22 protein-coding genes are annotated in these 24,810 nt (G+C 41.1%); 15 read left to right on the top strand and 7 right to left on the bottom strand.

Annotation, left to right across the window (positions count from 1 at the left end; genetic code table 11):
- The 5 genes from D3P12_RS12345 (at window position 1) to D3P12_RS15815 (ending at window position 5,558) form a co-directional block, all read left to right on the top strand.
- The gene (locus D3P12_RS12345) at window positions 1-1,521 is read left to right on the top strand and encodes a RagB/SusD family nutrient uptake outer membrane protein (protein ID WP_118195930.1); all 1,521 of its coding nucleotides are present in this window, start codon (window positions 1-3) and stop codon (window positions 1,519-1,521) included.
- A 10-nt stretch (window positions 1,522-1,531) separates the two neighbouring features.
- A complete protein-coding gene (locus D3P12_RS12340) occupies window positions 1,532-2,452 on the top strand; it encodes a hypothetical protein (RefSeq protein ID WP_157970341.1) in 921 nt (306 codons plus the stop codon).
- A 29-nt stretch (window positions 2,453-2,481) separates the two neighbouring features.
- Window positions 2,482-3,342: a glycoside hydrolase family 16 protein gene (locus tag D3P12_RS12335; protein WP_118197096.1), complete on the top strand. Its 861-nt coding sequence runs from the start codon at window positions 2,482-2,484 to the stop codon at window positions 3,340-3,342.
- Between the two features lie 2 nt (window positions 3,343-3,344).
- Window positions 3,345-5,093, top strand: a complete 1,749-nt coding sequence (locus tag D3P12_RS12330; protein WP_118195926.1) for a cellulase family glycosylhydrolase — start codon at window positions 3,345-3,347, stop codon at window positions 5,091-5,093.
- 249 nt (window positions 5,094-5,342) lie between these two features.
- Window positions 5,343-5,558 carry a type II toxin-antitoxin system HigB family toxin gene (locus D3P12_RS15815; protein ID WP_394341520.1) on the top strand — a complete coding sequence of 72 codons (216 nt, stop codon included), beginning with the start codon at window positions 5,343-5,345 and terminating at the stop codon, window positions 5,556-5,558.
- A 97-nt stretch (window positions 5,559-5,655) separates the two neighbouring features.
- On the opposite strand, the gene D3P12_RS12320 is transcribed toward D3P12_RS15815, so the two are convergent.
- Window positions 5,656-7,326 carry an erythromycin esterase family protein gene (locus D3P12_RS12320; RefSeq protein ID WP_118195922.1) on the bottom strand — a complete coding sequence of 557 codons (1,671 nt, stop codon included), beginning with the start codon at window positions 7,324-7,326 and terminating at the stop codon, window positions 5,656-5,658.
- A gap of 108 nt (window positions 7,327-7,434) precedes the next feature.
- On the opposite strand from D3P12_RS12320, the gene D3P12_RS12315 reads away from it, so the two are divergent.
- The 4 genes from D3P12_RS12315 (at window position 7,435) to D3P12_RS15375 (ending at window position 11,800) form a co-directional block, all read left to right on the top strand.
- Complete coding sequence (locus D3P12_RS12315) at window positions 7,435-7,698, top strand: hypothetical protein (protein ID WP_118195920.1); 264 nt, start codon at window positions 7,435-7,437, stop codon at window positions 7,696-7,698.
- Window positions 7,699-8,295: 597 nt separating this feature from the next.
- On the top strand, window positions 8,296-8,727 hold the full coding sequence (locus D3P12_RS12305) for a hypothetical protein (RefSeq protein ID WP_118195918.1): 432 nt from the start codon (window positions 8,296-8,298) through the stop codon (window positions 8,725-8,727).
- Window positions 8,728-8,738: 11 nt separating this feature from the next.
- A complete protein-coding gene (locus tag D3P12_RS12300) occupies window positions 8,739-10,862 on the top strand; it encodes a S8 family serine peptidase (RefSeq protein WP_118195916.1) in 2,124 nt (707 codons plus the stop codon).
- A gap of 584 nt (window positions 10,863-11,446) precedes the next feature.
- Window positions 11,447-11,800 carry a hypothetical protein gene (locus D3P12_RS15375; RefSeq protein WP_157970340.1) on the top strand — a complete coding sequence of 118 codons (354 nt, stop codon included), beginning with the start codon at window positions 11,447-11,449 and terminating at the stop codon, window positions 11,798-11,800.
- A 52-nt stretch (window positions 11,801-11,852) separates the two neighbouring features.
- On the opposite strand, the gene D3P12_RS12295 is transcribed toward D3P12_RS15375, so the two are convergent.
- Window positions 11,853-12,125, bottom strand: a complete 273-nt coding sequence (locus tag D3P12_RS12295) for a helix-turn-helix domain-containing protein (protein ID WP_118195914.1) — start codon at window positions 12,123-12,125, stop codon at window positions 11,853-11,855.
- Window positions 12,126-12,713: 588 nt separating this feature from the next.
- Between D3P12_RS12295 and D3P12_RS12290 the strand changes: the two genes are divergently transcribed.
- The 3 genes from D3P12_RS12290 to D3P12_RS12280 are packed head-to-tail and all read left to right on the top strand — an operon-like array spanning window position 12,714 to window position 18,017.
- Window positions 12,714-13,442: a TlpA family protein disulfide reductase gene (locus tag D3P12_RS12290; RefSeq protein ID WP_118195912.1), complete on the top strand. Its 729-nt coding sequence runs from the start codon at window positions 12,714-12,716 to the stop codon at window positions 13,440-13,442.
- Window positions 13,439-16,648, top strand: coding sequence for a SusC/RagA family TonB-linked outer membrane protein (locus D3P12_RS12285; protein WP_118195910.1), 3,210 nt, complete (start codon window positions 13,439-13,441; stop codon window positions 16,646-16,648). Before D3P12_RS12290 ends, D3P12_RS12285 begins: the two co-directional genes overlap by 4 nt.
- A 10-nt stretch (window positions 16,649-16,658) precedes the next feature.
- Window positions 16,659-18,017, top strand: coding sequence for a RagB/SusD family nutrient uptake outer membrane protein (locus D3P12_RS12280; RefSeq protein ID WP_165438740.1), 1,359 nt, complete (start codon window positions 16,659-16,661; stop codon window positions 18,015-18,017).
- 92 nt (window positions 18,018-18,109) lie between these two features.
- Here the strand turns inward: D3P12_RS12280 and D3P12_RS12275 are convergent, their stop codons facing one another.
- The 3 genes from D3P12_RS12275 to D3P12_RS12265 form a co-directional block, all read right to left on the bottom strand.
- Window positions 18,110-18,475 (bottom strand): hypothetical protein, encoded by a 366-nt coding sequence (locus D3P12_RS12275; RefSeq protein WP_157970338.1) that lies wholly within the window; start codon window positions 18,473-18,475, stop codon window positions 18,110-18,112.
- Window positions 18,476-18,555: 80 nt separating this feature from the next.
- Window positions 18,556-18,855: a hypothetical protein gene (locus D3P12_RS12270; protein ID WP_157970337.1), complete on the bottom strand. Its 300-nt coding sequence runs from the start codon at window positions 18,853-18,855 to the stop codon at window positions 18,556-18,558.
- 381 nt (window positions 18,856-19,236) lie between these two features.
- Window positions 19,237-20,190 carry an AraC family transcriptional regulator gene (locus D3P12_RS12265; protein ID WP_118195902.1) on the bottom strand — a complete coding sequence of 318 codons (954 nt, stop codon included), beginning with the start codon at window positions 20,188-20,190 and terminating at the stop codon, window positions 19,237-19,239.
- Window positions 20,191-20,486: 296 nt separating this feature from the next.
- Here D3P12_RS12265 and D3P12_RS12260 point away from each other — a divergent pair, with 296 nt between their 5' ends.
- Entirely contained in the window at window positions 20,487-20,987 is a 501-nt protein-coding gene (locus D3P12_RS12260) for a hypothetical protein (protein WP_118195901.1), read from the top strand.
- Here the strand turns inward: D3P12_RS12260 and D3P12_RS15690 are convergent.
- Both D3P12_RS15690 and D3P12_RS12250 read right to left on the bottom strand, forming a co-directional pair.
- Window positions 20,949-22,010 carry a bifunctional transcriptional activator/DNA repair enzyme AdaA gene (locus D3P12_RS15690; RefSeq protein WP_118195899.1) on the bottom strand — a complete coding sequence of 354 codons (1,062 nt, stop codon included), beginning with the start codon at window positions 22,008-22,010 and terminating at the stop codon, window positions 20,949-20,951. The genes D3P12_RS12260 and D3P12_RS15690 overlap by 39 nt on opposite strands.
- On the bottom strand, window positions 21,997-22,767 hold the full coding sequence (locus D3P12_RS12250) for an isocitrate lyase/PEP mutase family protein (protein WP_118195897.1): 771 nt from the start codon (window positions 22,765-22,767) through the stop codon (window positions 21,997-21,999). The genes D3P12_RS15690 and D3P12_RS12250 overlap by 14 nt, the downstream gene beginning before the upstream one ends.
- A 147-nt stretch (window positions 22,768-22,914) precedes the next feature.
- Here D3P12_RS12250 and D3P12_RS12245 point away from each other — a divergent pair, with 147 nt between their 5' ends.
- Together D3P12_RS12245 and D3P12_RS12240 are read left to right on the top strand one after the other, a co-directional pair.
- Window positions 22,915-23,517: an RNA polymerase sigma factor gene (locus D3P12_RS12245; RefSeq protein WP_118195895.1), complete on the top strand. Its 603-nt coding sequence runs from the start codon at window positions 22,915-22,917 to the stop codon at window positions 23,515-23,517.
- Window positions 23,518-23,597: 80 nt separating this feature from the next.
- Window positions 23,598-24,761 carry a FecR family protein gene (locus D3P12_RS12240; RefSeq protein ID WP_118195893.1) on the top strand — a complete coding sequence of 388 codons (1,164 nt, stop codon included), beginning with the start codon at window positions 23,598-23,600 and terminating at the stop codon, window positions 24,759-24,761.
- Window positions 24,762-24,810: the final 49 nt, after the last annotated feature.

The following is a 24,810-nucleotide window of genomic DNA, read 5'->3' as shown; positions in this document are numbered from 1 at the left end:
ATGAAAAAGTATATATATACATCAATAATTGCGTGTTTGGTTCTGTTCGGACTACAGGCATGCAGCGACAGTTTCTTAGAGCTTAAACCAAAAGGTACCGATCTGGAGGATAATTATTACCGTAACCGACAGGAAGCTTACAACGGTCTGGTTGCCGTTTACGATGTCCTGGGCTACCAGAGTCCTTCGTACATTACCAAGGTATTGGCGACTTCAGCGGCTTCTGATGATCATTATGCCGGTGGAGGAGGTTCATCGGATATACCGAATATCCAGGCTTGGTCCAGCTATGATCTGGACGCAGCGGTTGGTCCGCAAGAGGATTTGTGGAGAAGGAACTTTATGGGAATTAACCGGGCGAATATCCTGCTTTCCAAGTTGCCTGATATCTCAATGGATGAAAACGAGAAAGCACGTTTTGAGGCAGAAGCAAGGTTCTTGCGTGCATATTTTTATTTCGACCTGATTCGGTATTTTCGGAATATCCCTTTAATCGATCATCCGTTACAAGGTAATGAGCTTTATGAGGTTGTTCAGGCAAGTCCGCAAGAAATCTATGCCTTTATTGAAAGCGACTTAACGGCTTCTTTAGCAAATTTACCAACTAAAGTAGCGGCGGGCACGGAGGCTGGAAGAGTATCAGAAGGTACGGCTAAGGCTCTGTTAGGAAAGGTATATTTACAACAAGAGAAATTTTCGGAGGCGGCTGCACAACTGGCTGATGTGAACGGTGAGCCAGGAGGAACCAGTCAATACGGTTACCGCTTGCTAGATGATTTTAGCGATTTATTCGCTGTAGATAACAAGTTTAACAGCGAATCGATTTTAGAATTATCATTCACCAATACATCTGTCGGTGATTGGGGCTGTATCGACTGTACAGAAGGAAATGTGCTGAATATCATGGTTGGCCCGCGTGGCTATTCTGCCGGTCCGGGTGCGCCGGATTATGTGTCGGGATGGAGTTTCTTGCCAATTACTGAGGATTTGGCAGAGCTTATGAAAGGCGATCCACGCTATCCATATACCATTATTGATATGCACCAATTGGAAGCGGAAGGCAAAGCAAGCTATACGCCGGGTTATATGGATACGGGTTATTTTCTTGAGAAGTTTGCCGGACGGGAATCGGATCGGTGGACAGGTGCTGGGTCGTTTGAGCTGAATTTCCCTCAAAACATGTATGATATTCGTTTGGCGGACACTTATTTGTTAGAAGCAGAAGCCATTGTTAGAGGAGGTGGAAATACGGCTCGTGCTGCTGCTTTGTTGAATGCTGTTCGTGCACGAGTTGGATTGGGTGCTGTAGCTGCGACGCTAGATAATATAAAACGTGAGCGCCGTATTGAATTGGCGGGCGAAGGTCATCGCTGGTTTGATCTTGTGCGTTGGGGCGATGCAGCGGCTGCCCTGGGTGATCGTGGTTTTGTGGCAGGTAAGCATGAAGTATTGCCGATTCCTTTGTTGGAGTTGGATAATACGCAATTGGAACAGAACAAAGAATATGGTGGTACAAAATAAGACGAACGTTATGAAAATCAATTATAAAATAAAATATGCCTTTGTGGGAGCGCTGATGGGTATTGCGCTCTTGCAGGGATGTAAGATTGAGGGCGAGGATCTTCATCTGAACCCAATTCCCCAACCGGATTTTGAGGCAGTTGACCTGGGTGAGGGTAAAGTACGCTTAATTAACACGACCGGCACGCCGTCAATTGCGCAGTGGACAGTCGCGAGCAGCGGTCAGAAGTTCAGCGGTGATACGGTTGAAGCCAATTTGATCTTTGCTGGCAATTACGACGTGGAGCTGAGTATTGTAGCGCAGGGAGGAATGTCCAGTGTGACTAAAGCGGTTTCGATTAGTGAAAACGATCCACAGGCTTGTTCGGATGATAGAGCTTTGGGTTTTATTGCGGGTTGCGACACAAAAACGTGGAAACTAAACCCGGAAGCGGGTGCTTTTAAAGTAGGACCAGGTCCGGGTAATGGTGAATGGTGGGCTAGCGGTGCTGGTGATATTCAAGGTCGCAGTTGCGAGTTTAACGATGAATTTACATTCTCTTTTAATGCGGAGGGAACTTTCGATTACGATAACAAAGGGGATTTCTTTGCAGATGGTTATTTGGGGAACCAAACCGCCGGCTGTGAACCTGCTACAAACTTGACCGGCGAACAAAAACTTTGGGATTCAGGTACGTTTAGTTTCGTGGTAACTGAAGGAACGGGAGTGAATAAACTCGGGCAGCTGCGACTTGTGGGCAAAGGGGCACATATTGGTGTTAAGAAAGCGCATAACGGTGGTGAAACGCCCACGGGTCCGGTAAACGATTATGTTTTGTATGATATTCTGTCCATGGAAAAGAATGTAGAAGGAAAAGGGTATGACCTGCTGACAATTGGCGTTAATATTGGTGGTGACGGCTGGTGGTCATTTACCTTGCGTTCTTATTAATATTTTTACCAATGAATGATGCACATAAAATGAAAAATCAAATTGCAATGATTAAGCTTATTCCGATTATATTATTGTCTATTGCCTGTTCTGAAAACGAGAACCCGAAGCCGAATATTCCTGAACCAGAACCTATTAAGCCGAAAGAGTATAGCTTTAAAGCGACACCTTCCTGGGCAGATGAATTCGATTATGAAGGGCTGCCCGATCCGGAAAAGTGGGGCTATGATGTAGGTTCCCAGAATAATGGTTGGGGTAACAATGAGCTCCAATATTACACGGAAGCGGATCCGGACAATGTGAATGTGGGGGATGGGGTGTTGACCATCACGGCTTTGCGTGAAGATATGGAAGGACTTGAGTATACCTCTGCGCGACTGGTCAGCAAAGGCAAAGGAGATTTCCTGTACGGCAGGTTTGAGGTGCGCGCCAAGGTTCCGCCGGGGAAAGGAACCTGGGGAGCGGCCTGGATGTTGCCGACCGACTGGGCTTATGGCGACTGGCCGGCTTCGGGGGAGATTGATATCCTGGAACATGTAGGCTATGATCAGGATGTAGTTCACATCAGCATGCATACCCAAGCTTATAACCATAGTATAGGAACGCAGAAAACGGCGACCAAGAAAATACAGAATGCAACAACGGAGTTTCATACCTATCGGGTAGATTGGACTCCTGCATATATTAAGGGTTTTGTGGATGATAATGAGATGTTCCACTTTGACAATGAAGGGAAGGGTTTTGGGGTATGGCCTTTTGACAAGAAATTTCACTGGTTGCTGAATCTTGCCGTGGGCGGCGATTGGGGCGGCCAGCAGGGAATAGATGAGGAGGCATTCCCAGCGAAGATGGAAGTCGATTATGTTCGTGTTTACGACTTGCAGGAATAGGAATGAATAAAACTATTTTCTTGCTTGTTGCCATCGCAAGCTTGTTTATCAGTTGTCAGCAATCAAAGGAGCTGGCAACTGGTAAGCATTTGCTAAAAACCCAAGGACATCATATTGTTAATGGTGCAGGCGATACCATCCTGTTAAGGGGGATGGGACTTGGAGGTTGGATGTTGCAGGAAGGTTATATGTTCAGACTTGGTTTTATTGGTCAGCAATACCGCATCCGTGAGCACATTCAGGACCTTGTCGGTGCTGAAGAAACGGACAAGTTTTACGACGAGTGGCTGAGGGTACATACGCAGAAAGCGGATATCGACTCCATGGCAGCAATGGGTTTTAATTCCATCCGCTTACCCATGCATTATAATCTCTACACATTGTCAGTGGAAGATGAGCCGGTAGCCGGAGAGCAGACTTGGTTGGAGCGAGGGTTTGCGATGACGGATAGTCTGCTGGCCTGGTGCAAAGCCAATGAAATGTATTTGATTCTGGATTTGCATGCTGCACCGGGGGGGCAGGGTCATGATCTGAATATTTCTGATCGAAATCCGGAGAAGCCGTCGTTTTGGGAAAGTGAAGCGAATCGAAAAAAAACGATTGCCTTATGGAAGAAGCTGGCCGAGCGTTATGCAGAGGAAGAATGGATTGGCGGGTATGATGTGCTGAATGAAACGAATTGGGGTTTTGAAGATCCGGAAGATAGGCTAGGAGTTCATGAGACCAAAAATGAGCCGTTGAAGAAATTCCTGGTGGATGTAACCAAAGCCATACGTGAAGTTGATACCAATCATATCATCTTTTTAGAGGGTAATGGTTTTGCGAATAATTACCGAGGTATTGTTCCTGACTGGGATGATAATCTGGTGCTCAGCTTTCACAAGTACGGAAATCCAAATACTCAGGCTTCTATTCAGCATTTTCTGGATTTACGTGATCAATACAATATTCCGCTTTGGCTTGGCGAGTCTGGAGAGAACTCAAATACCTGGTTTACCGAGGCGATTGCTTTGTGTGAGGAAAATGGTATTGGTTGGGCTTGGTGGCAGAATAAAAAGATGGGCATCAATCAGCCTTATGAGATTCCCGAGCCGGAGGGCTATAAACGGTTATTGGATTATTGGTCTGGAAAGGGTTCGAAGCCTTCGAAAGAAGAAGCAATGAAAACACTTCGGTCTTGGCTTGCTAATTTGCGATTGGAGAATAACGTCCTCCGTCACGATGTCGTGGATGCCATGTTCAGGCAGGTTCAGTCAGACGACACCCGTCCGTTTAAAAATAAAAAATACGGTAAGGGCGATGTCATTCAGGCGGTCGATTTTGATCTGGGGAAACAAGGATTTGCCTATTTTGATACCGATACAGCGAGCTACCACTTTACACCGGGTATGGATACTCAGGGCAATAGAGGATGGGCTTATCGCAATGACGGTGTCGATATTAAAGAGGATACGGCTGGGTATCATGTTTTCCATATCGAAGATGGGGAATGGTTGCAGTATACGGTGGATGTTGTATCAGACGATATCAACCGCTTATTACTTCACGTTGCCGATCCGAAGGGCGGCTCAACGATTCGAATTTCTATTAATGATGTTGCGGTCGAAGAGCTTATTCAAGTTCCCCAAACGACTACCGAAACTGACTGGACACACATCCCGGTATCTATTGCAGACTTGAAGCAGGGTGAAAATATCATTAAGGTGAAGGCTGTAAAAGGAGGTTTTACGTTTAAGGCATTGGGATTGTAGCGAACACGAGTTCTGCCCTATAAGGCAAGTTAATCAAGAGCTAGCATTTCTTAACTTTTGTCGACGCATTGTTAATACTAATATGGAAAATTTATATATTTAGCCTGATTGATACGAAAAATTTGTGTAGATAAAAGGAAATAGTTGAATTGATCCGAAAATTTGTAAAAATCTATTCTATCCAGCTGTTACACATTCTGCGGTACCGTCATAAAATACTGCTCTCCGCCCGGCCATCCAAGAGTCCGGGTGAATTTAAGGACAGGGACAGCCGTGCCGGCGATACCGAATTTGTATTGTTACTTCAAAACGGAATCCCTGAGCTCTACCTATCGGCTGATTGTTGATATTGAACATAGATTAAAAATCGTATTTGTGGTCTGGTTTGGAACACATATAGAGTATGTTAAAATAAACGTAAAAACAGTGAGTTCTGTTAAGACCAATAAAATCGGAAGAATCTGATGAGTTGGAAATTCTTTCAATGCTGGTTGAGAAATATGAAAAAGAACATTATAGGAGTTTTACATTTCCTACTTATACGTCAGTATGAACTGGTTTATTAATCTTTTATTACTAAATGTAGAAGTGTGTTTGTCTTTTCGACACTTTCATAGTTTGGACCCCCGTACAGAATGTGCTTCTTATCTATCGGATGATTATTAACTGATAGTTCTCCCAGCGTAAACGACTGCGATTTATCTCCGCCTAAGTAAACGACCAGACTGTCAACCTCTGCTCTCATATTTTGATGGGTCAGGCTATGCGAGCCAGTTGCCTTAATTTTCTTCGTACTATGCCCTACAAGTTTCTTATGAGAAAAGGAAAGTAATATAAGATCTGGATAGTCATACATTCTACTGTCAACTGGGAATAAACTGAAATCGGTTTTCACTTGAACTACTACGCTGTCAGAGAACATCTCCGGATTCTTTTCTTTGCTAAATGGTGCTACGATGTTGTAGACGTCTGTGGGTGATACCGACAGCGGAGTAGAGTTTTTCACCCAGAATAGCACGTCAAAAGCATTTGAAAACTCCTTGCTGACCGGATATGTCGGCCGGCCCGTATCCAGAACACCATAGGTCATATACCAATCTTTGTTGAAGAAATCCCGGACTTCGTCCGAATGATGGAGGTTTATATATCCGGCGTCGGCGTCCACCGCGTTAGCGACGATAGAGCCAATTTTCATAAAGCTTTGGGGGATATGATAACTCTGAACATGACCAGCACGGTAGTTTCCTTCTTTTACTTCGGATCCAATGGTGAAATAGTTCTCTGGAAATTTCTCCTGAATCAACCATCCCAATCTCGCATCATTTTCGCTAAGCGTATTGTTTGGATATTTCTCAATGTGAGCATTGTGTGCGAAAATCAGCAGTTTTGAATTTTCCCGTATATTGCGCAACCACACTATATGATCGAATATAACAGAGTCTCTTACACCGTCTTGTAGATCCGTTCGTATGTGCCTGGTGACCTTGTTTAGCATTTTTATACTTTGTGTAAACCATCTCGTTCGCCAGTATTCTGCCTTAACACGTTCTGAAAACAGCTCGTAGGTCGCCTGAAACTCTTGCCTCGTGGTTTCGCTTTCATTTTCGGATATAAAAAAATCGAGAGTTACGGGAGAATTAGCCCAACTGTTGAGCGAATGTTGGGTCTCTATGGATAGATCGTCATAACCATCGCCTAATAAATGCAATGCATTGATAGCGGCGAATTTTGGATGATACATATCTGCACCGGCAACCCAGACTTGTTCGTGATAATCTTTTCCTTTGTTAAAAGCCCTAATCCAATTAATTAATTCCTTCTCTTCCTTGCTAGAGTACGGGAAGACTCGCTCGACTGAAATGGAATCTCCCAGGCTCAGAACAAATTCATTCACCTTCCATGAGTCAGCAAAGTTTCTTTCTGCAAACACGAGTGTATTAACCTTTCCTTCCACTATTAAGTGTTTTGCTAACTGAGTAAAGGCAATGTGAAACTCCTTTGTTCCGTGTGTAGCTTCCCCGAACGCAATGATATCTTTGTCCTCAAGTAGCGGATTAAGGAACGATAAATCCTTATGTGACGAAGTGCTACTATTATCAAGGTCATACTTCATAAAGGCATCCTGAATATCAGATTTAGCTGACACCATCTGCACCTTATGCCATAAGAAAAATGCACCAATGGCTATGCCAACCGCCAAAATTATTCCAGCAACTATTTTCAAGAATTTCATGGTTTGGTTTTTATTGGTCAGTATTTGTTATTTAAATTTATATAAAAGTAGTAAGTTTTTTTAATTCATTATATTTACGGTAACCAATTGTCACTTAATAACAAACCTATGAAAAACACTAATTTTCTCATATTGTCGATCTTATTTAGCACACTACTGACATCTGGCTGCCGAACCGAAGTTGATTATCTCGCCAAGAAACCAGAAGGGCAACTTACCGCTACAATAGAGTCGGCTAAGCTCTGGCATTTTCGGAATATCGACAAGAAAAAACCTAAAGAACGGCAACTATCTCCCATATGGGAAGATTCATGGCTTGATATTACCGCCAGCGGGAAGGAGCTTTTAGTTGTACCAACAAAAGAAAACTGAGTCTTTCCATGATTCGTAAACTAACTAAAAAGTTGAACATCCCGGCGGATGTTCTGATACAAGCGTATTAACAAAATAATTGTTTATGTAGAGGTAAAAATTCACCGTGCCGAAATTCAGTTTTTTGGATGAAATGCGTTTTTATCGAGATGAAACAGTGATCTGACAGGATGAAATGCAAAAAATGCACTGAATCATGTTAAGCTTAGGCATACCTATTTCTTTTGAGATGAATAATTAGCCCGATAAAGTTATTACCGGACATATTGCGATGCATATCATAGTGGAATTTTTCGGTTCAAGTCGGGAGCGTTACTCCAAAGTTTTTACAAGCTCTAGGTTTGACGTCCTTATTTTTCAGCGTTCAGTTTTTTATCACCAAACTCTACATTGTCTAAAAATTGAACAATTAAACCCATTTCACATACCTCTATCTCCTCTAAATACAGTGTTTCTTGCTATCGCAAATTAAAATCTATATATTTATAGCAACGGAATACAACTATTTAATGCTTTGAGCCAGTTTTTTACCCAAAAATGCCAATCCTGAATTAAGAAATGTCAGGACATTAAACTATAATTTAAACCTATCGAATTATGAGGCAAATATATATATTCTTAAAGACTATCTTGTTAATCGTTTTCATATCATGTTCAAAGAATGACATCGGTACTCCAGTTAATTTTGAGGTCGTGAATGATGCATTCTGTACAACCATAACACCGAATCAAGGAATGGAAGAGAAAACGTTCGTAATAACATCTCAAAGTGAATACGAATTGGCAACCGGATGCAAAGACAGGTCACCGATTGCCAATTTTGATACACATTTTTTACTGGGAGGATGGAGAGCTTTTAATACATGTGCTCACCTTACGAATCAAAGCCTAACTGTAAAAGGCCGAAAGCTACAGTATCAAATCGATGTTGATATTCAGGACTGTCAAAAACTGGACACAGTATACTTCATGATTTCGGTGCCCTTATCTTATATAAACCATGAAATAGACTTTCGGATAACATACTAAAGCAATAAATTATGACAGAACAGCATTATTATTGGTATAAAGGCGAGAAAGTATCACTTGTACCTAATCCAAAAAAGAAATTTTTACTTTTTGATTCTAAGGTCGGAGCAACAAAATTATCTGAAGATTCTATAAAAAACGACAAGGAAGTTTCGGAGATTAAAGAAATAGAGCTCGGGAGTATTGAGATAATAGAAAGTCTCACGTCAGATCTCGCTCCATTACCGGATGAACGCTACTGGACTATTATTGATACTTCCGATCAAGAATTATATAGTGGCATATCAAATATCATATATATTGGCCCTAGCTTCTTTTCTAAGTCGAATAAAGATTTGACACTGTCACATTTATTCTATGTAAAATTAAAAAAAGAAGAAGACATAGATAAAATCAAGAAATTGGCTCATGAAAACAATATAAGGATTGAGGGTCGTAACAAATATATGCCACTCTGGATTGTCCTTTCATGTGACAAAAACTCGAAGGGAAATGCACTTGAAATGGCCAATTATTTTTTTGAAACGGGTCTGTTTAGTGCGGCAGAACCAGATTTAATGGAGGATTTGCTCATTAAATGTGTTAATGATACTTATTTTCCTCAACAATGGGCACTACGGAACCAAGGTCAAACTGGTGGAACATCTGGGTCAGACATAAAAATGTGCAGTGCTTGGGAAATCACGAGTGGTTCTGCAGATGTTATTGTAGCAATTGTTGACCAAGGAGTTGAATTAAACCACCCAGACTTCAACAATATATCTTCAATTAGCTTTGACAGTGAATCAGGAACATCTCCCAGCCAGGTTCTTGGCGATCACGGCACCGCAGTTGCGGGTATAGTTGGAGCGACCGCTAATAATAATCTTGGAGTGGCTGGTGTTGCGCCATTAACGACTCTAATGTCAATCAGTAACTCATTAAACTCGACTCCAAACTCGCGAATGAAAAGAGCAGACGCCATTAATTTTGCCAGATTAAACGGAGCCTCAATAATAACGAATTCTTGGGGATCTGCTGTTCCCTACCAGGTTATCGATGACTCTATCGATCTCGCTACAACCACAGGGAGAAGTGGATTGGGTTGCGTTGTAGTTTTTGCGTCTGGGAATGAAAGTCAAAATTCAATTTCTTATCCATCTAATTTGCCCAATGTTATTGCAGTTGGGGCATCCAATGCAAATGATAATCGGGCAAGTTTTTCAAATTATGGCACAGGGTTGGATATTGCTGCTCCTGGGGTTGATATTTATACTACAGATAGACAAGGCACAAATGGATATAACAAAACGCCGAGTCCGAACGGAGATTATTTTAGCGAATTTAGCGGTACTTCTGCTGCTGCTCCATTCGTAGCGGGTGCAGCTGCGCTAATCCTTGCAATAGACAATTCTTTAACATGGAATGAAGTATTGTCAATCCTAACTAATTCAGCGGACAAAGTAGGAGGATATAACTATAATAGTAGTGGTTGGTCCGAAGAACTTGGCTTTGGAAGGTTAAACGCTTGCAACGCACTATCTCTTATTTTTGCCTCGAAGATTAGTGGCGCAGACACACTATGTTCTATTGAAAATTACTATGTAGAAAATATCTCGCCTAATACAAGCGTTGTTTGGAGCATATCGCCAACAAACATCGTACAACTAACTACAAATAATCAAACTGCGACTTTAGACCCAATTCATAATGGTAGCGTAGTATTGACAGCTACAATTTCTAATATTTGCGGAGCCAGTAAAGTTATTTCAAAGTCTATCGAAAGTCACGGACGGGAACCTTCGATATCTGATCTTCAAATTCAAAAAAATGGACCGTCGTGTTTGAGTTCCCCATTACAATCCATTTCTTTTGGGTTAGTACATCTTGGTTCACATGGGTGCAATCTCTATGATCATGGCATTACCGCGGTTCAATGGGAGTTTTATAATTTTGGAACTGCTACTGCTCAAATCACGAACAATTCTGGTTATTACGCCTGTCAATCAAACCAGGTAGTAAACCCAGGAATTTCAGTGACTTTTAGTAACTTTTCAACACCATTTATGATTACTTTACGTGCAAGAATTAAGAATAAATGCGGCCATTTTAGTGATTATACTGCTGGTTTTTCGTTCCAAATTCAGAGATGTTAGGATGTCATAAACTCATGTTTTCACTACCTATTTTAGTAAATTGAACGTCTCTTCAAATTGGCTTAATATAGCACTAACATACTTAAAGAAACTGTCAGAACATTTGAGAGGCGACTGCAAGAGGTAGGAAAGTATTTTCTTGTCATATCATTTAATTTTTCCTGTATTTGTGGTGTTAGACCCTTGCAAGCCTCTTAACAATGCACACCTTGCGAGGTCTTTTTATGCCCAGTTATGAAGTATTCCAATGAGCCTCTCTATAGAACCCTTAATTAGGCTTAATGAAATCTAAGCCACAAGTTTTTATCAGCCATTTCCGTTCTCATTTGGATTGTACTAAAAAAAATTCTACAGAACCTCATTTACCCACCAGAGTAACTTCTTAAAAGATTGGCATTATCAAATTATATATGTCAATCCCTCGAATCTATGCGCTAAGACGTTAGATTGTTTTTAGAAATATATTGATTAAGTAACCATCTAGACACAGATAAGGATTTCAGGAAATTCGTTTGGAATAATATTGTAGTTTATCGGTTTTAAATATAATGTCGAGGATAACTTGTGTTTCTTGGTCAAGAATTATGACAGGAGTTCCATCGATGGTTTCGAGGGCGGGATTATACAATACGACGTCAACTTCCGACAACTTAGGAATGGTCCACAGAGAGGGGCGGCAAAACGATTCTGGGATAGAAGTCCTTTTGTCTGGTAGGGAGTTCGAAGAAACAATAAACAATATACGTTCAAAAACCATGTCGATGAATATAACCGCTGGTTCTTGTGAACCAGTATGCCCCCGAGAAGCATGGGTTCTCCCCAATTCAAGACGAATGCGCCCTTCAGCAGCTCATCGTTCTGTCGATGGGGCTTTGGTATCCTATTATTGGTCATGTGCTAAAGACAAGCAATCTTTAGGTTGTATGCTAAAAAAATAGTATTTTTCTGGATTGCTTATGTCTATTATTACTATACTACAATTAATTCTCATTAACTTCCTGCTTCGATTTTATCGTAATCTTCGTTAAAGAAAACGGGAAATGAAACTTTCAAGACATTGAGGTGTTTCACGAAAACTTTAAGAGTAAGATTTGCGGAACCGGCTTCTATTTTTCCATATTGAGCCCGATCCAAGTTGTTTTCGTAAGCAAAGGTTTCATGACTTGTATAACCCATTTCTTTACGTAATTGTTTAAAACGCATACCTATTTTCTTCTTTTCTACTTCTAAATCTAACTGAATAAAATCTTTTTGAGTTTTCATTTCCTAAAGAAGGATAAAAGAAAACAAAGACACCACTCCGTATATTAATACGTAATATTTGGAGTTATTTAAATTAATTGCTATGTTTGAGATGAATATTTACGTTTTGCTTAAGATTAATAAAAATTGAGTATAAAATAAGAAGAATATAATTGAATCAATAACGAGCTCTCGTAGCAAGATCTGGCGGTTTTAGCGATACGAGTGTGAGTAATGCGTCAATTATCCTATCTTTGAAAATATTTTTTTCTAGGGTAGGGTTGACGCTTACTTAATCTACGTATCGCTCCGCGATTTATAATCGTCGGTACTGAAAGTCGCCCCTAGACGATGAGTAAAGGTTCCGCCAGAACCTATGCTACAAAGATGAGTGAGCAGTCAACCCCTTTTTTGACTTCTCCTACAAAGAGTTCGTTGTGAAAAGACGAACTATTATGAACCTAGAAAAACAATTCCTCAAAAACCTAATCTCAGCACCTGAATAAGCTATAAAATTTATGAGTGATTCACTCATAATCCAACGTCGTCGGTACTGCTGATATAGACTGTTTTTTTAAATCATTATAAACACTATAAACCTATTTATTTATGAAGCTATTTTACAGCGTCAAGGGAATGCTATGGAATTTTTTTGACAAACAGTTCCCTATACATAATGAGATTTACACATCTTTTAACTGGTCATGCCCAGCAAGACTCAACAAATTTACCTCATTAATCTTTTGTTTTATGTGTGTGGTTGCCTGGCAGCAGGTGTTTGCTCAAGCATCTGCGCCAGCTTCCATCAACCAAGAACTGATGGTTCTTTCCGTTGGCGACAAAATACCCGAAGAGCTTTGGGATATCCCTTTAAAGGTCGTAAACCACCCTGAAGGAAAGGAAACTATAAAGCTTAGCGACTATAGAGGGGAAAAACTGATCATCCTAGATTTCTGGGCCACATGGTGTGGCAGTTGTTTGAACTCCATCAGGGAGATCAGGAAGATGGACTTGCCTAGTTCGGTGTCCATTATCCCGATCACTTCGCAAACCGAAGAGGATCTCCAAAAGGCTAAGTCCTTACAGCACTGGTTCGGTGACTATCGACCGTTCTCAATTGTAGATGATTCTGTTTTCTCTTCGGTGTTCGATGTTTTTTCGGTCCCCCACATCGTTTGGATACAGGACGGCAAGGTGATGGGGATTACTTTTAACCCCAGCCTGAACCAAGAAAATCTCGAGCGGGCTGCACAAGGGGATTTTGAAGGTCTTGTGTCAAAACAGCGAGAGGTAATAGGCGAAAGTCCGCACCGGAAAGAGGAAGGAGGTGACAGATGAAAAGTTTATTGACCATTATTTTTGTGTTGTTTTATTGGACAGTTTTGGCACAGACTGAAATAACAATTTCAGGCAGGGTGACCGACAAGGAGAGAGGGGTGCCGATCGCCGGTGCTACAGTGACGTTGGAGGCTACTGGTATGTCCATTTCAACCAGTAGCGAAGGGGAGTATTCGTTGAATCTACGACCGCGCAATCTTCAGGACACCCTTCAGGTAAGGGCCTTGGGGTATACAACCGTACGCCTATCCGTAAGTCTCGCCAATGCGGCTAATCATAATTTCGAACTTGAACCCAGTGTGAACGTCTTAGAGGAGATTGAAATTAATACGGGTTATCAGAAACTGAACAAGAGATCATCGACAGGCTCCGTGGAAGTGATCGACGGCGAAGAGCTTGGTTATAGCACAGCCAGCAATCTGATCAATCGAATAGACGGTCTTGTGTCGGGTGCTTATCTAGATCGGACGGAATATGATTTCAACTTAGGAGCCCAGCAACCGGAGTTAACTATTCGGGGTGAGTCAAGTATTCGAAGTAGTTCATTTCCGCTGGTAGTAGTAGATAATTTTCCGTACGAAGGTGATATTGAGAATATCAATCCGAATGACATCGAAAGTATCACTGTCCTAAAAGATGCGGCAGCATCCTCTATCTGGGGGGTACGAGCGGGGAATGGGGTGTTGGTGATTACGACAAAGAAAGGTCGTCTTGACCAACCATTGACTGTTGACGTGTCATCTGACTTAATGGTCGCTAGTAAGCCTGATCTTTTTGCAGATCGGATCGTTTCGTCTGCAGATTTTATTGATATGGAGAGTTATCTTTATGAGCAGGGCTTTTACGACGGTGAAATCAACAACTGGCGAAACCCTCCGCTGTCCCCGGTGGTACATTTATTAATGGACCATGACGAAGGTAGCATCTCGGACCAAGAACTTAGAAGGCAGCTTGATCTGTTGGGTACTTATGACGTGCGGGATGATTTTCTGAAATATGTATACCGAAACCATGTTGAAAATAATACGTCTATATCTTTGCGTGGTGGTGGTGACAAGACGGCTTATTCAGTATCCCTAGGTTATAGTAAAAACGATTATACAATGCCGACGAATGGTCAGGAGAGGTTGACAGTGCGTTTTAATCAATCGTATATGCCTATTAAAAAGCTTACGTTGTCAACTGATCTGTCGTTCACGCGCTTGAATAAATCTATTTATAACACGGGGAACAGAATAGCATATAATCAGATTCGTATACTTAATAAAAAACTTTATCCCTATGCTCAATTAAAAGACGAAACGGGTGACAACACGGTCCTCCGTATCGATTACGATGAGTCTTTTATTCAAGAGAACCAAGAATTTATTACTAAAAGCTGGGACTTCATTCCCCTTGACGAACTTGGGAGAGATGGAAACCTGTCAGAAAGCCAACAAGTGGTGATGGGTCTTAATCTGGATTACGAAATTGTTGATGGGGTGAGGTTGTCCGGACACTCGCAACTGTTCCGTACAATGTCGGAATCATCCTCATTGTTTTCGGAGGATAGTTATTATACGAGAGACCTCTTCAATAGTTTTACGACGATTGAAGGTGACGAGTTTTCTCATGGCGTCCCGGCCGGTGGTATACGAGATGACAATAATGCTAAGCTTTGGGGTTATGCGCTTCGGGCGCAATTGGACATTCGGGAAGAAATTTCAAATGACCACATGATACAAGGGCTAATAGGTGCGGAAGCGAGGGAGATCAACAATAGCTCTGCGTCTCGAAGGGTTTACGGCGTTTATGAAGGGAGAACCTATTATACGCAAGTTGATCATGTGTCGCCGATACGGAGGATGGCTGGAATTGGAGGTAGCGGGTATTTGCCTGATGGCATTTATTTCAGTAGAACAGCCAACCGGTTCGTGTCGTTTTTCTCGAACATTAATTATGCTTTCAAAGATCGGTATTTTTTATCGGCGAGCGCCAGGAACGATGCCTCCAATATCTTTGGGGTTGAGACTAAAGACAAATGGTCTCCGTTGTGGTCGGTTGGTGGAGGTTGGGAGATTTCAAAAGAGCCGTTTTTCGGTTCGGATATTTTGAATTATCTGAAACTTAGGTCGTCATTTGGATATAGTGGAAATGTCGACAATAGCGTACCGGCAGAACTGGTTATCGAACACTCGAATTATCCTGATTTTTATTCATACCTGTCCTACAATAGCATTGTATCCTTACAGAACCCTACTTTGCGTTGGGAGAAAATGGAGATATTTAATCTTGCTCTGGATATGAGGATAATCCAAAATAAGCTGAACATTTCGATTGATTATTACAATAAATGGTCAAAGGACTTATTGGGTTCTATGTTAATAGACCCGACACTCGGAGCGAGTGCAGTTACAGCCAACGCTTCTGAATTGAAGGGTAAAGGAGTGGACATAAGTATCGGAACTAATCTGAGAAGTGGATATTGGCTCTGGTCCGGTTTGTTAAGGGCAGGTTATAACAAAACTATCTTGGAAAAGTACCGTGAAACTTTGTCGACCGTTACGAGTACGATTATTCATTCTGCTAACTTTATTGGGCGTGAACACAACGTGTTGGCTAGTTTGAAATGGGGCGGACTCAGTTCGGAAGATGGAGCTCCGCAGGGTTTTGATAACGGTGAACTATCTACAAACTATAGAAACCTAGTGCGGGAGACGCCCGAGGAAGATTTGATCTTCCATGGACCAGGTAGACCACGATCAAGTATTCTGTTCAGAAACCGAATTGGTTATAAGAATTTTGAATTAGGATTCTCCATTGGTGGTCAGTTTTCCTATTATTTTCGTAAAGGTAGTATTAACTATTCGGATTTCTTCGAAGATTGGCGGGGACATGCTGATTTTTACGATCGTTGGCAAGTGCCCGGTGATGAAACACATACTGATATCCCGGCACTGTATTATCCCTTGGATGGAAACCGCGAAGGCTTCTACAGTTTAAGCGAGGCACTTGTTAGGCGTGGTGATCATCTCCGATTAAGAGATATCCGACTGTCCTATCGCACGAGTGCACCCGACATCGGGTTAAAGAATATTGAGGTTTTTGTATTAGGTACAAATCTAGGTTTGATATGGACGCTGAACCCCGAAGGTATTGACCCTGTTTACGGTGCCTCAATCCCACCGCCGCTTACGATAACTGGTGGGTTTAAAATTGGTTTTTAAATTAATGATGATGAAAAATACATATATAGGAGTTTTATTAGGATTATCGATCGTGCTAAGTAGTTGTGCAGATTACCTCGGTCTAAAACCGGATGATAGCTTTATGGTGCCAAGCACCTTAGAAGACTTGCAGGGGTTGTTGGACAATAGTGATGTCGCAATGACTTTTTCAAATAGCGGTATGGGGGAGATTGCTAGTGACAGTTATTTCCTGAGGGAGCAATCTTGGGCGGCAATGTCGGATGAGAGAGACAGACAACACTATCTGTGGTTACCGGCAAGTCCGGTTGGTGGAGAATGGTCTAGCCCTTATCGTGCAATCATGTACGCAAATACTGTATTAACATACCTTCCTGAAATCGATGTTTCTGCTAATGAGCAAACTAAAGCAAACAGGCTAAAGGGTGCAGCGCTATTCTACCGGTCGAACAAGCTATTTAATCTTTTACAGGTATTTGCCAAGCCTTATGATCCGAATATTACAAACAATCAACTGGGAATCCCTTTGCGAGTGAAGGCAACGCTGGACGAGGAGCTGAAAAGAAGTACTGTAGAAGAGTGCTATGCTTTTATCATCAATGATCTCAAACAAGCCATCCCCTTATTGTCTGACCGCGAAGAGATTCCAACACGCCCCAGCAAGGTATCAGCCTATGCGGAGATGGCGAGGGTATATCTCGTTATGGGTGATCATGAGAAAGCTGGATTATATGCTGATTCTGCATTATCCATTCATTCAGAGCTTTTGGATTACGAGGTAGATATTGATCTTGAGGCTACGGTTCCATTTGATAAATGGACCAAAGAAGTTTTATTGGACGCAGCTTTAAGAGGTGGCTCCCATCTTAGTTCAAGAGCCTTTCGGGTTAGCCCATTTGAATATAATAATTATGAAGACGAGGATTTGAGAAAAGAGGCATTTTTTTCGTTTGATGATCAAGGTGACGTGCAATTTAAAGGGTCTTATAATGGAAGAAATTCCGTAAGTCTCTTTATGGGCACTACGACCGCTGAAATGTATCTTATACGTGCAGAAGCCAACGCACGTAAAGGGTTATTGGACAAAGCGGCTGAAGATCTTAATCATTTACGATCAAAACGATTCAGGGACGAAGATTTTATTACTATAAAGTTTGGTGATCAGAAACAGGCACTGGAATTCATCAAACGAGAAAGAAGAAGGGAATTGATTTTTAGAGGCGTGAGGTGGACGGATATGAGAAGATATATAATCTTGGGTGAATTTGATCGGAGCATGACTCGAAATGTCGACGGGGAGGAGTATATATTGACAGCTGACGACATCGTCAATTACGTATTCAAAATCCCCGAAGATGTGATCGAATATAGCAATTTGGAACAGAATTAGTAATCAGATCGAAAAGAACGGTTTGTCAGTATGCAAGAAACATCCTTACATGTTGATAAACCGCTCTTTTATATTAGAAAAAACTTAAACGTTTATTGTCTAACATGAACATTTGTAGTTTTTTCTTTCTTCTGTGTTGCTAATTCGATCTCCTCCTCTAGATCCTGATCTATAATAGGTTGACCGCTAGAGTCCAAAGGTGCGTTTATAGCACATACCTCGCCGCCTCCCGGACAGTTTGGTAGGGGCTCATTTGGATCAAGAAGTCGATATTGACTCTCGTCAGTTGGATCATCACCAGATCCGCCCATAAATTCAAACCATCCAGTATTTAAGACTTCCGTCTGCGGTACGGGCTTCTCCTTCTTCTCCATCGCTTTCACAATAAAGAATACCCCAAATACTAAAATCATCAATGTTATACCGGCACGTAGCCAGTTGTTTGTTAAAGCTTTCATACTTCTTATTTTTAAGTTTATAGTTCTATCTTTTTCTGATGTATATCGGTTTTGCCTCGCAGATATGCATTTGAGGGATCCTAAGTAGTGGCCAGTCGGGCTCCTGGAATCCGAAGGGCCAGGCTGAGCCTGAATAGGGTAAACTTTAAAGGGTACCTGAATCTGTTAATCACTCTCTTCTGGACTAAGGTAATTCGACCAGGTGATGCCATTACCGACCTGATAACATCAACCAGCTTTGGTATGATAATATCGGCTGATTCTGACATCATGGATATTCGCATGAACCGAACATGCAGCCATATCCATACAGATTGGAACAGTTCCTCTATGTTCTGAAGGAATTCTGTTGATCGTTTTGCTGAGTTTTTCTTGTTCATTGCATCCATTTTTAACCATGCCCATTTACCTACTGTTCAGCGGTGCGCCTTGGCACCCCCTGCCCATTGGGTTTGTTTGCACTTTAACGCTGTACCCGCGTCCCTGTATCCCAGACATCCGTTCTGGCCTTTGATGCGTACCGACGGATATGGATAGCTGGTCTCACTGCCTAATGGCTATCTTGTCTGGGACGTAAGCCATTGGGAACAATGGCACGGCGACCCGGTACGCTGTCTATATTTTTATTCGTTTGGTTTTATTTATGGTTTAACCTTATAAACAAAGGTCAGGGTAAAATTGAAGCAATCTTTATGATTTTCGGAAAATATCTATCGATTTTTGGCAAAATCGTTCCGAAAACCACCGATTAAGAGAGGGTACTAGGAAAAATTGCGCTTTTTGAAGTTTCGGTATGCCTGTCTGAATGTCCCTTGATCGTTATATCCTACCAGCTGCCATACTTCGGATTGAGGAAGCCCAGCTTCCTCAATGAGCTGCCTTGCTTTCTCCATGCGGAGACGGGTGTAGTAGCCAACTGCAGTTGTCTGGAACTGGTGTATAAAAGCGTTGTAAAGAGATCGTTCTGTGAACGGGAACAAGGTTGTTAATTTTTCTACCGATAGCTCTGGATCATGATAATTTAGATCTAGATATTCCTTCAAGCGGTAGATGTCTCGCTTGTTGTGGGTGCTCAAGAACTCTTCATAGTAAGTGAGAGCCAAACTGATGTGACCTTCAAGTATTGATTTCAACGCTTTCATGTTTGTGTTGGCAGCATCTTGTAGATAACGAAGCCACACCTTCACCCTTGTTTCCATGCGGCAATGGGGCATTATATTGAGATGTTTGCCTGACGGTCTGAAGTCTTGGAATACCCTTCGTAAGTTTGGATGGCTCTGGATGGCTGCCTGTGCCCATTCAAGGTTTATAGATATGACCAGTACGGCTGTCGTTCCTTTTTTGGGGAAGCGTACCCCATATGTTGCAGGTTGATTGTAGGCAAGGTAAAAGTTGTCTTTCTTTACTTTGGTGACAGATTCAGATCTATTAGTGAAGAACCTGATTTCACCATCGAGCATAAAGAAGAGAAATAACCTGTTTCGGGTTGTTCGGTAGCGAAATTCAAATGCTTTTTTCGTTTGGAGCTCGAACAGTTCGATATGAAATCGATCCATGTAGAGCTTTTGTCTTAACATTTCCGTATTGTCAAATTTGTACAATGAAGATGATTGTGCGGTTTTCATTGGATACCCGCTCCAGGGCGGAGAATTATCCGTAGCATCTGTTATGCTGAAAGGTTCTTGGTGAAATAATAGTTTATAATGCTCTGCCATAATCTAGAAATTAAAATTTATCAACCTAGGTAGGACGTTGGTTAGTGTACTAATATATGAAATGAGCAAAAGTATGGCCCGCGTCTATAAATGTCCAAATATTTTATATGAAATGGGTATTTTATAGGATGAAATAGGTGGTTGGACGCGATGAAACATAAAAATGTTTATTTCAAACATTTTTATGTTTGTTTCAAACATGTTTGTAGCTTTTGGACTAACGATCGTGCTTCTGTAGCAAATTCAAATCGTTTTCGTTTTTATAAGTATATTCGTTGTACCCTTTATAAACTAAAATGAAAAAGATTGCTATTGTAAGTATGATCATGTTTATGGCCATGATGGGCTGTATGAAAAGTGAAATCGTAGAGCCAGGTATATGTGCTTGTTCACCAGTTGAGCCGCCGGGCATCAGCTTGGTAGTTCAAAACGAAGCGGGTGATGATCTATTGAATGAAGACAGGGATGAGTTTTATTCGAAAGAAGAGATCACAGTTTTTGGGGTCGATAAAAACGGGAAACAGGTTGACATGGTTTTTTCAATTCGCCCTCCTTTTACTTATGAAGACATTAAATTTGAATACTATACCGTAGTCTTACCGCATGTCTATGGATTGAAAAATGAGTTTAATAATAAGATGTTTATTCGCTTCGGAGATAATGACCCTTACGAATTGAAAATTTCCTTTGATGAAAAGCAAACTGCTAATCAATTGTTGATCAACGATAAGGAGGCTGCCAGAGTAGAAGAAGACGTGCTAAAGGACTGGCCGGTGTTTACGTTCGTGCTCAAGTAACCAGCGTTTACGATCGAGTCCGCCACCATAGCCGGTCAAACTTCCATCTTTTCCGATTACCCGATGACAGGGTATAACAATTGAGATACGATTCATTCCATTGGCGGTAGCTACTGCTCTGATAGCTTTCGGATTTTGCAATTGTTCTGCTTGTTCCTGATAAGAACGGGTTTTGCCATAAGGGATTTCTCGAAGTATCTTCCAGACGGATTGTTGAAATTTGGTGCCTGGAGTGTCGAGTGTGACACTAAAATTTTTTCGTTCGCCTTTAAAATATTCCTCGAGTTCCGTTTTTAACTGAATGATGTGTTTGTTTTCTCCCGCAAGTATCGTTGCTTGTAGCCGTTTCTGCAAATCTGCAAATTCGCTCTCTAACATTCTTCTATCAGTAAATTCCAATAAACAAATCCCTTTCTCTGTGGCACAAATAAACATTGGTCCGAGAGGTGTATTGATCCGACTGATAAGGATGATGTTTTTATTCTCGATATCGTTTGGAGAAGCTCCTAAAAGTTTTTTAAAAGTATAACCGAAGCCACTCAGTGATTCGTAACCAGATTCGAAAGCTGAGTCTGTGACCTTTTTGTTTTTCTTTAACTCCTGAAACGCAGAATTTATCCGAATCATGCGTTGATAAGTCTGAAAAGTAATTCCATAGTTTTTGTTGAACCAGCGTCTGATCTTCTCAGGCTGCAAACCTTCTTTTTTCAGTTGCCAATCGGCTAGTTTTATCTCCGGATTTTCTTTAATCAATTGCAATGCACGGAGAATATCTTCAGGCGGCTGATTGGCTTGTTCGGTGGGTTTGCAAATCTTGCAAGGTCGGAATCCATTTCTTAATGCATCTTTCATTTCCGTAAAGAATTCGACATTTTCTTTTTTAGGTTTTCGAGCCCTGCAGGTTGAAATACAAAAGACACCGGTGGTCTTTACACCAACGAAAAATGTACCGATAAACTGCTCATCTTTTCTTAGAAGTGCTTGGTATAACCGGTTGATTTCTTTTGGGTTATTTACTCGCATAATCAAAGATAGGGTTAAATGATTTGACTGTTAAAATAGCTTGGATATTTTCTCCAAGTTTATCGTAGATATTTTGATGGAGAAAATTACCCATACTAATTCGTTTAACACCGAGTTTTTTTAAAGTCTGAAAAGGTGGTAGCTCGGGCATGCACATTACATTAACAGGTAAATGTGTGTGCTGAACGATGGCTGCTATGTCTTTTTCTGCAGTTATGCCTGGAATAAAAATACCGTCAGCGCCGTTCTTTTCGTAAAGTGAAATTCTCTGTTTAGTTTCATTAAGTGCGTTTTCCCGACCGAGGAGAAAGGCATCTGTACGAGCATTAACAAACAACGATTGTTTAGTTCTTGAAAGATATCGAGAGATATTTTGAAGTTTTTCGACGAATTGTTCTGGGGCTATTAGTTCCCGTTTTTCTTTTACAATGGAATCTTCGATATTGATTCCATTCACCCCTAAGTCGATTAGATTCTGGATATTATCGACAAGTTTCTGAGGTGTATTCGCGTATCCATTTTCTATGTCAACCGAGAGGTATAAACTAGTTGCCTGTGCAATGCGTTTGACGATCCAGAGCAGTTCCCTGAATGGCATTGAACCGTTGTCTTCATAGCCGAGCATGCTCGCTACTGCTGCACTCGATGTGCCTACCGCCTGATAATTTAGCTCTTCGAACTTTTTAGTGCTAGTTACGTCCCAGACGTTTCCAATCAGTAACGGCTCGGGATGCTTATGTAATTCTTTGAAATTCATGAAACAAAGATCCCGATATCTTAATACGTCAGCAACCGAAAATTGAACAAGTATTTTTCGGAGAAAAGTGCATTTCGATAAAAAATTGTTACTTTGAAGATTGATTGATAAGGTGGGGAAGGAAACTAATTAAGCAAATAGCCTATTATGAAAGTTGAAGCTGACCCAGAAGAAATATTGTTGCTCAGTCAATTAAGTGATGGTAGTCTTACAGCTTTTAATAGAATCTATACTACCTATGCTCCGCAATTGTACAAGAGATTGCTGAGGTTGCTGAAAGATCCCGAGGTTGTCGAAGAGGTTTTGCAAGATGTTTTTTTGAAGGTTTGGGATAAGAGAGATGAGATTATTCCGGACAGGGGATTTCGAACATTTATCTTCCGCATGTCGGATAACCTAGCGATCGACTTGTTCCGAAAGATCGGTCGGGATAAAAAGCTCCAAATGGAATTGTGGGCTGCTTCTATTAGTTTTTATTTTCATTTAGAAGAGAATGTCTTGAAAGATGAAGAAATTACGATCTTAAAAGAGGCGATAGAAACGCTTTCACCAAAACGAAAGCAAATTTTAATTCTCTGCAAGCTGGAAGAAAAAAGTTATAAAGAAACAGCCGAAATATTAGGCGTTTCCGTGTCAACGGTTAGCAATCAGCTTGTTAAGGCCATGAAGGATATCAAGGGATACATCGAAATGAATTACAAAAGTGAATTTGTCACCGGACTCTTGGTCACTTTTTTTATTAAATTTTGAAAAACGAATAGTGTGTTTTTGTTTCTGGTTCGTATATATAGGTAAATGTCGAGATCATTTTACCTAGATGCTAACCAATTGTGAGTGAACAAACAAAGATAAAAGAGCTATTAGAACGCTTCGTTAATAACAAGTTGACGTTAAAAGAATTGAAAGAATTACTTTCATTAACGGATGGCTTGGAACACGATGAGCTCAATGTATTGATTAAGGATACATTGGATAATAGTGAGTCAAACGGAATTGATGATTTTTATGTCGAAGAGCGGGTTCTCCACCTGCAACAGAAAATTCAATCAATCATTCAGACCGAAAATCCCGAAGAGCAAAGTAAATCCCCATTTTATAAGAAGTCCTGGTTTTACATAGCTGCTACGCTAGCCGCATTTTTTATGTTTTGCTATTGGTTTGTACATGAACAGCGCGATATGCCACTTGCTGCAGAGAGCTTTGCCTATGACGCGATGCCGGGAACGGATAAAGCGATCATTTCCGTCGATGGAGAAGAATATGAACTGAGTTCGGAAAAGAAAAATGTTGTCTTTTCAAAAGATAGCTTATTCTATGGAGACGGGACGCCGATCTTGGCCACGAGGGAATCGAAGACTTTAAAGATTGTTACCCCCTATGGCGGGCAATATCAACTTACTTTGGGTGATGGTACCAAAGTATGGCTGAATGCGGGAAGTGAACTGACCTATAAATCAAATTTTGGTAGGGATGAACGTTCCGTATCTGTCAAAGGAGAGGTTTACTTTGATGTTGTTGAGAATAAAAACATGCCTTTTTATGTGATAAACGACGATCAAAGAATTAAAGTATTGGGTACAGCTTTTAATGTCAAAGCGTATCCTGGTGATAATCAGGTTACAACAACATTGGAACGAGGGGCTCTCGAGATTAAATCAAATTCTCAGACCCACCTGCTGAAACCGAATCAGCAATTGATTGTGGATACCGAAACAAAGACGTCTGAGATGTTACATGTGGATGCCAAAGATGTTCTTTCGTGGAAAGAAGGGGTGTTCAATCTACAGGGTTTAAGTTTGGAAGAATGTATGAAGGTAATAAGCAGATGGTACAATATTGATGTTTATTACGATGGGCCTATACCTGAGATTACATTGGGTGGAAAAATGGGAAGGGGTGTTAGGTTGTCAACGTTCTTGCATTTTTTGCAGGATAATTTCGAAATATCAGCGGAAATGCCTTCTGAAGGAAAACTAATAATAAAATCGATATAAAACTAAATCTATCAGTTAAACCTAAATGATATGCCTATGAAAAATTTCT

Origin of the sequence: Pedobacter indicus (assembly GCF_003449035.1) — a bacterium.
Lineage (GTDB): Bacteria > Bacteroidota > Bacteroidia > Sphingobacteriales > Sphingobacteriaceae > Albibacterium > Albibacterium indicum.
Note: the sequence above shows the minus strand (reverse complement) of the source record. Positions and strands in the feature narration are given on the sequence as shown.